We start from the raw sequence: 6,144 nt of genomic DNA, 5'->3' as shown, positions 1-6,144 counted from the left end.
CTGGTTGCTGGGGGCTTTTTCATTGGTTTATTTTACCAGCTTTTGTCACCGAAGTTTTTTTGACCTGAATCCTTACATTGTAATTTATTCCAATTTTCCCTTTCATCTCGAAGATTGGTCTCCTCTATCTGTGAATAAAGGTATTGGCGGAAGTGAAGAAGCGATTATTTACTTAAGTCAAGAATTAGTTAAATTAGGCTACCAGGTTACTGTTTTTAATCGCTGCGGTGATATGGAAGGGGAATATAAGGGAGTAGTTTATCAGTCAGTTGATAAATTCAATACCGAAGATAACTTTAATGTCTTAATCTTTCATCGTGTTTGGACACAACCTATGTGTATGAAAGTGAAAGCCCGAAAAACTGCTGTCTGGATGCACGATAACCCGCAATTATTTCCTCCTGTAGAAGAGTCTACGCGATTGGAATTTCTGGCAAGTTTTGACAAACTTTTTATGTTGTCAAATTTTCATAAATCTCTGCTGCCAGACTGGATTCCTGAAGACAAGATTTTTTTAACAACCAATGGGATTAATCTCGAAGATTTCAATTTAACAGGAATTGCTAGAAATCCCAAAAGGCTAATTTCGATTAGTGATTATGCAAGAGGTATTGAAAATTTACTGACTCAATGGGATCAAGTTCTCAAAGAAGTGCCCGATGTTGAATTACATATTTTTTATGGTTGGCAAGGAATTGATGCTTTAATTAATTCACCTTATATTGAGAAATTTCCATACTTACCAGATAAAAAGCAAAAACTTTTACAACTTTTCGAGCAAAAAAATGTCTATGAACATGGCAGGATTGGACACAAGGAGTTAGTGGAAGAATTATTCCAATCAGGGATCTGGGTTTATCCTTGTCATACTGCGATAGAAATTTTCTGTATTAGTGCTTGGAAAGCACAAGCCGCTGGTTGTGTTCCTGTGGTGACAACTTATGCAGGTTTAGATGAAACTGTGAAATCAGGTATAAGAATTAAGGGGCCTGCTGGGGATGAGGAAACTAATAATGCTTTTATTGCAGCAGTGATAGACTTGCTAAAAAATCCTGAGAAACAAGAATCTTTAAGGCAGGAAGCATTAGCTCTTAAAGATTCATTTGGCTGGGATAAAGTCGCTCAACAATGGCATGAGGAGTTTATATCCGCTGGCTGAAATTAAGTAGCAAATAATGAATCAACTACCCGCATTTTGAATGTGGTTCAGGGTTCAGGTGATTAAGCAGACGTACCATACAACCGCTATCTTTAAGCCATCAAGATAGTAAAAATGTCCTGCTTATTTACCATTTTTTTGACGAAATGGATCGAAACCAGCCACTTCTGCCAGCGTATAAAGCGGGCGACCTTTCACCTCCTCATAAATCCGCCCTATATACTGGCCCAAAATTCCAATACTCACCAACTGCACCGCACCCAAAAAGAAAACCGCCATAATCACAATTGTCAAACCAGTTAATGCCGAACCCGCAGAGAAAAGACGCCAATACAAAACCAAGAAAGCCATCAAAACAGACACGAAAGCCGAAAATAAACCCAAATAAATCGACAGTTGCAGAGGAACTTTTGAAAAAGACACTAAACCGTTCATCGCCAAAGCAAAAGATTTACTGAAGGTATACTTAACTTCGCCAGCAAAACGCGGATCACGTTCAAACTTAACCGCTGTTTGTTTAAAACCAATCCAAGCGCGCAATCCCCGAATGTAACGATTGCGTTCTGGCATGGCGTTGAGTACATCCACTACGCACCTATCCATCAAACAAAAATCTCCGGTATCTATGGGAATATCAACATCAGCAAGATTCCGCAAAATGCGATAATACATATAAGCCGGCAACCGCTTAAACCAACCTTCTTGACGCCGTTGAGTGCGTTGAGCGTAAACAACTTGATAGCCCTGCCGCCACTGTTCTACCATATCTATAATTAGCTCTGGCGGGTCTTGCAAATCGCCGTCCATGATGACTACAACTTGACCTCTAGAAAAGTTCAAACCAGCAGTTACAGCTATTTGATGGCCGAAATTGCGAGCAAAACTGAGGTAACAAATTCGTGAGTCTTTTTCGTGCAATTCTCGCAAAAGTTCGAGAGAGCGATCGCGACTGCCATCATTGATTAAAATTAATTCTACTGGGCCGTCCATTCGATCCATCACCGCACTAATTCGCCGATACAATTCAGCGAGATTTTCTTCTTCGTTATAGATAGGAATTACCAAGGAATACTTAGGTGTATCGTTCATTGCAGTTTCTGTTTCAAAATCGGCTTTTCAACCGTTAAATCAAAAGTTTCTTTTTCCAAAAACACCCTGTCTGCTTCACCAGAGAGGTTCGGCAGGTAATTTCGCTCTTTGAGCCAGACAACAGCAGCCCACCAAATAGTCGCGTACCAACACTTATCTATTTTCTTAAATACGAAAAATAAAAGATACCATAAGACTGACACACGCCCAGCGAAAACATCTGTTATCATAGATGTTTAGTCAGACTATAAAAATTACAATCATAACCCATCGATTCAAAATTGCATGACAAATTCCAATTATCTTTGGCAAGCAAATCAAGACTTAAGCGAAGCTTGTCTGCAACATCCCTTTGTCAAAGGCATTGCTCACGGCAGCCTCCCCCAAAATAGTTTTGCATATTACGTTGCACAAGACGCATTTTTTCTGGGAGCCTTCGCTCGCGCTTATAGTATCGCTGCGGCAAAAGCACCCGACTGGGGGGGGTTTGAAATTCTCCACAATCTCGGTAGTGGCGTTTTAGAAGAACTTCGTTTGCATCAAGGATATGCAGCCAAATGGGGGGTAAACTTACAAGAGGCAAAACCGGGAATCGCTACCCGCCGCTACACAGATTTTTTATTAGCGACAGCCTGGGGGAGTGGTGTAGGTTTAACAGTAGCCGCCATGACTCCTTGCTTGCGGTTGTATGCTTTTTTGGGACAGCAGCTAGCTACAGGTAATATACCGGAACACGCCTTTAGCGACTGGATTTCCACCTATAGCAGCCCGGATTTTGAGATTTTAGCAAAACGCCTGGAAGGTTTGGTCGATCGCTACGCAGATGCTGGGCCAGAAGTAGAAGCAACCTATCGCTACGCTATGCTATGCGAAAGAGACTTTTTTCAAGCAGCTTGGGAAATAGAGTAAATTAAGTTTGTGCAAAAATGGAAAACTATCTTAAGCTACCTACACGCAGTAAATTTAACAGCCATATACAGCAGGAATGTAGCAAATAATGTCATAACAGCATATCAAAAACAAGGCTGATTACTCAACACTAAACCGAGTGCCATTGAAAGCTACACAATGCCGTAAACGTAGCGATGAACCGATTGCAGAGCACCGGAATTGCTCAGTAGCGCTAAAGAGCAAAAACCGAAATAGCTGACTGTAATGCTTAGCCTTTTTCGCAAATTCCCGAAATAGCCACAGCCCTAAATCATCGCAACTTTACTAACAGCTTGCAACCAGAAATAATGCAATCAAAAATGCCCCACAATTAATGAGCCGTGCTAATCCCACTTGCATTCCCAGAGTCGTAAAGTCGCGCATGAGCAAAGTAAACAGCGGATAAAAAGCGACAGAATGCTGGTGTCCATCATCTGCATAGCTGTAGCCTAAATTAGCTATTTCGAGGTACCATTTACCGTCCCAATGCGAAAACAGTGCCCAGCCACTTTTGAGGAGTCAGCCACTTACAAAATCTAGAGGTGGCCGACTCCCATACAGGGGTAGTTTCTTGCAAACTAAAGGAGCAATTACCTGCATCCCGATCGCCATTATCGATCGGCTCAGAAACCACATAGCAATTACAAAAATTAACCCGTCCCGGCTTAACGTCCGAGTTTATTGGGAATCCCTTCGCAGCCGCCGGGAATAGTCTCTCTCGACTTCGAGCCACACCAAGCGCAGCAGTAATAGCGCTGCTCATCCGACAGCCGCTTGACAGCGGTGAAATCAGCGCGTTCAACCACAGCGCCGGTATGTTCGCCCGTTTGATAGTTGGGAAATTCGGTACGGCTGCGGGGGGATGCAGTTTCTGCCGAGCCGTAGAATAATGCGGCGGCTCTCATGTCGGCGCGAGCGAGATTGGCGTCATACAAGACAGCGCGCGAGAGATTGGCTTTCACTAAATCGCACTTGCTGAGATTGGCGCGGACGAGGTTGGCTTCGCTCAAATCCGTCCACCGCAAATCAGTGCCAGCCAGGTCAGCACCCGCTAACATGACATTGAGATCGATAACGCGGATACCGTGATCCCTATCTTCAGCGTAGCCGCCGTCACCGTCAAGGATGGGACGGCCTAAAAGCCGATCGCGCTTCAGCGGAGTAACCAATCTCGACTGCGACAAAAACCGCAGAATTTTAGCTTTACCTTCAGCATCTACACTGCTCATAATCGCAGCGGTACGGCCTTCTGCGATCGCCCTTTCCTGCGGCCAATCTTCCAAAAACCCTTGTTCGTCAAGGGCTAAGTCCGAAACCCCTTGAAAATAAGCATCGATCGTTTGCTGCTGCGTAATTCGATTTTGCTGAATAGTCAAATCTTTGGATATCACATACTGCCGCCAAGCCACGTAAACGCCTAAAATTGCGATCAAAATTTGGCCTAAAGCGCCGATCAACTCGCCGAGAGCCCCGATTGCCTCCCAGTTGATTTGGATGTTGCGGCTTCCCGGTTCAGTATTAGTACCGCTGAGCATCAGCAAACCAACAATCCCAGCTAAAAGCCCGAAGCAGGCGACGATCAGCGTGCGCCAAGTCGGCGGAATTACCTGCGCCCAGATTTTGCCCCAACTCGGCCACATCAGCCGCAGCGATATGCCGATCGCACCCACGGCGCCAATTAAGCCCAGCCAAATATTGTCATTGGCCAGCCCAAAAATCATCGCTGCGATCAACCCCAGCGTCAGCACTGACCCCGATTTCTCAGGAGTCGTTTGTTCCTGGTGTGGCTGCAATAACACCTTGCGGGTTGGAGGCGGCTGCTGCGGTTTTTCCGGTTCAGCAGTAGCGACGATTATCCCTGATTCTGGTGGCACATTAGGGTTCGCACCGTTCTGACTTTCTACAGTCACGTTAGATTCAGGGCGATTGGGTTGAGAAGAGTTTGGTTCTGGTGTCATGCGTTGAGGCAAATTCTAACTGTGGCTGGTCAATAAAACGATTTTAACCAACCAAGCATGATTCTAGATAATATTACAATATAAATCTCCACTAATTACACTCAAACAGGTAACATACTATGGCCCTGGTACTCCCCAATCTGCAAGAAAAACAAATGGGTCAAGTAATCACTACAATCACCGTCACGAATCGCATCGATCGAGTTATGGCTGAACGAGGATTTATTGCTGCTGAGGAAGTCCGCTCTGTTATCCTCGATAACGTTGTTGTCGATACCGGAGCAACTCTGCTTTCCTTGCCAGCTCGCATTATTAGCCAGTTAGGCTTAATACAAGTAGGAGAAAGAGATGTAGAAACATCAGCCGGCATAAAAAAGGGTCGAATTTTTGCCGACGCTCAAATTATTGTAGAGGGGAGAGAAGGCAGATTTGATTGTTTAGAATTGCCCGAAGGCATTTCTGCTGTTTTGTTGGGCGTGATTCCCATGGAAGAACTAGGCTTAGAACCAGATTTGAAAAATCGACAGTTGCGAGTATTGCCGATGAACAATCAGCAAACATATCTGATGGGTTAGTTGAGAGGCGTTTACCGTAGCACAAACCTCTCACCTGTGATTCCTAGAATGTCCAGTCAATTACCCGCCATCAAAAATATTGGTAGTGAGGACCAAACTCCTCATAAAAATTTGAGAAATTTATTCCTAATTGCCAATAAAATTTCTTTATTTTTGAGAGGTTAGATATTATTAAGTTTTGTAAAAAATACCTACCAAAAAAAATGTTTTTAGGTAGTTCTAAGACTTTTACCCAATATCTAGCGAGCCGAATAAGCCTTAATCAAATACACGCTAACCGTCCCAAATATCAAAAAAAACTAACCCTAAAAGTAACTCGATACTAAACCTTTGAGCATTGCCCAAAGCGACAAGAATTGGGAGCATCCCGGTTTTGTAAAAGTGCTATCCAGAGAGGATAATAGGTAGAGCGTCAACAGAAGCGTGAACTGCA

Annotated in this window: 6 protein-coding genes; 3 read left to right on the top strand and 3 right to left on the bottom strand. The window is 43.8% G+C overall.

Annotation, left to right across the window (positions count from 1 at the left end; genetic code table 11):
• Nucleotides 1-1,159, top strand: a 1,159-nt coding sequence (locus tag Q5691_RS27125) for a glycosyltransferase family 4 protein (protein ID WP_333348315.1), incomplete at its 5' end; no start/stop codon positions are given.
• Nucleotides 1,160-1,282: 123 nt separating this feature from the next.
• Here the strand turns inward: Q5691_RS27125 and Q5691_RS27120 are convergent.
• Both Q5691_RS27120 and Q5691_RS27115 read right to left on the bottom strand, forming a co-directional pair.
• A complete protein-coding gene (locus Q5691_RS27120; RefSeq protein ID WP_333216282.1) occupies nucleotides 1,283-2,248 on the bottom strand; it encodes a glycosyltransferase family 2 protein in 966 nt (321 codons plus the stop codon).
• Nucleotides 2,245-2,478: a hypothetical protein gene (locus Q5691_RS27115; protein ID WP_333348312.1), complete on the bottom strand. Its 234-nt coding sequence runs from the start codon at nucleotides 2,476-2,478 to the stop codon at nucleotides 2,245-2,247. The genes Q5691_RS27120 and Q5691_RS27115 overlap by 4 nt, the downstream gene beginning before the upstream one ends.
• Before the next feature lie 55 nt (nucleotides 2,479-2,533).
• Between Q5691_RS27115 and Q5691_RS27110 the strand changes: the two genes are divergently transcribed.
• The gene (locus tag Q5691_RS27110; RefSeq protein WP_333216278.1) at nucleotides 2,534-3,157 is read left to right on the top strand and encodes a TenA family protein; all 624 of its coding nucleotides are present in this window, start codon (nucleotides 2,534-2,536) and stop codon (nucleotides 3,155-3,157) included.
• Between the two features lie 686 nt (nucleotides 3,158-3,843).
• Here Q5691_RS27110 and Q5691_RS27105 read toward each other — a convergent pair.
• Complete coding sequence (locus tag Q5691_RS27105) at nucleotides 3,844-5,136, bottom strand: pentapeptide repeat-containing protein (RefSeq protein ID WP_333216276.1); 1,293 nt, start codon at nucleotides 5,134-5,136, stop codon at nucleotides 3,844-3,846.
• Between the two features lie 119 nt (nucleotides 5,137-5,255).
• On the opposite strand from Q5691_RS27105, the gene Q5691_RS27100 reads away from it, so the two are divergent.
• On the top strand, nucleotides 5,256-5,711 hold the full coding sequence (locus tag Q5691_RS27100; RefSeq protein ID WP_333312137.1) for an aspartyl protease: 456 nt from the start codon (nucleotides 5,256-5,258) through the stop codon (nucleotides 5,709-5,711).
• Nucleotides 5,712-6,144 lie beyond the last annotated feature (433 nt).

This window comes from Microcoleus sp. w1-18aA5, assembly GCF_036701705.1.
Classification (GTDB): domain Bacteria; phylum Cyanobacteriota; class Cyanobacteriia; order Cyanobacteriales; family Microcoleaceae; genus Microcoleus.
Note: the sequence above shows the minus strand (reverse complement) of the source record. Positions and strands in the feature narration are given on the sequence as shown.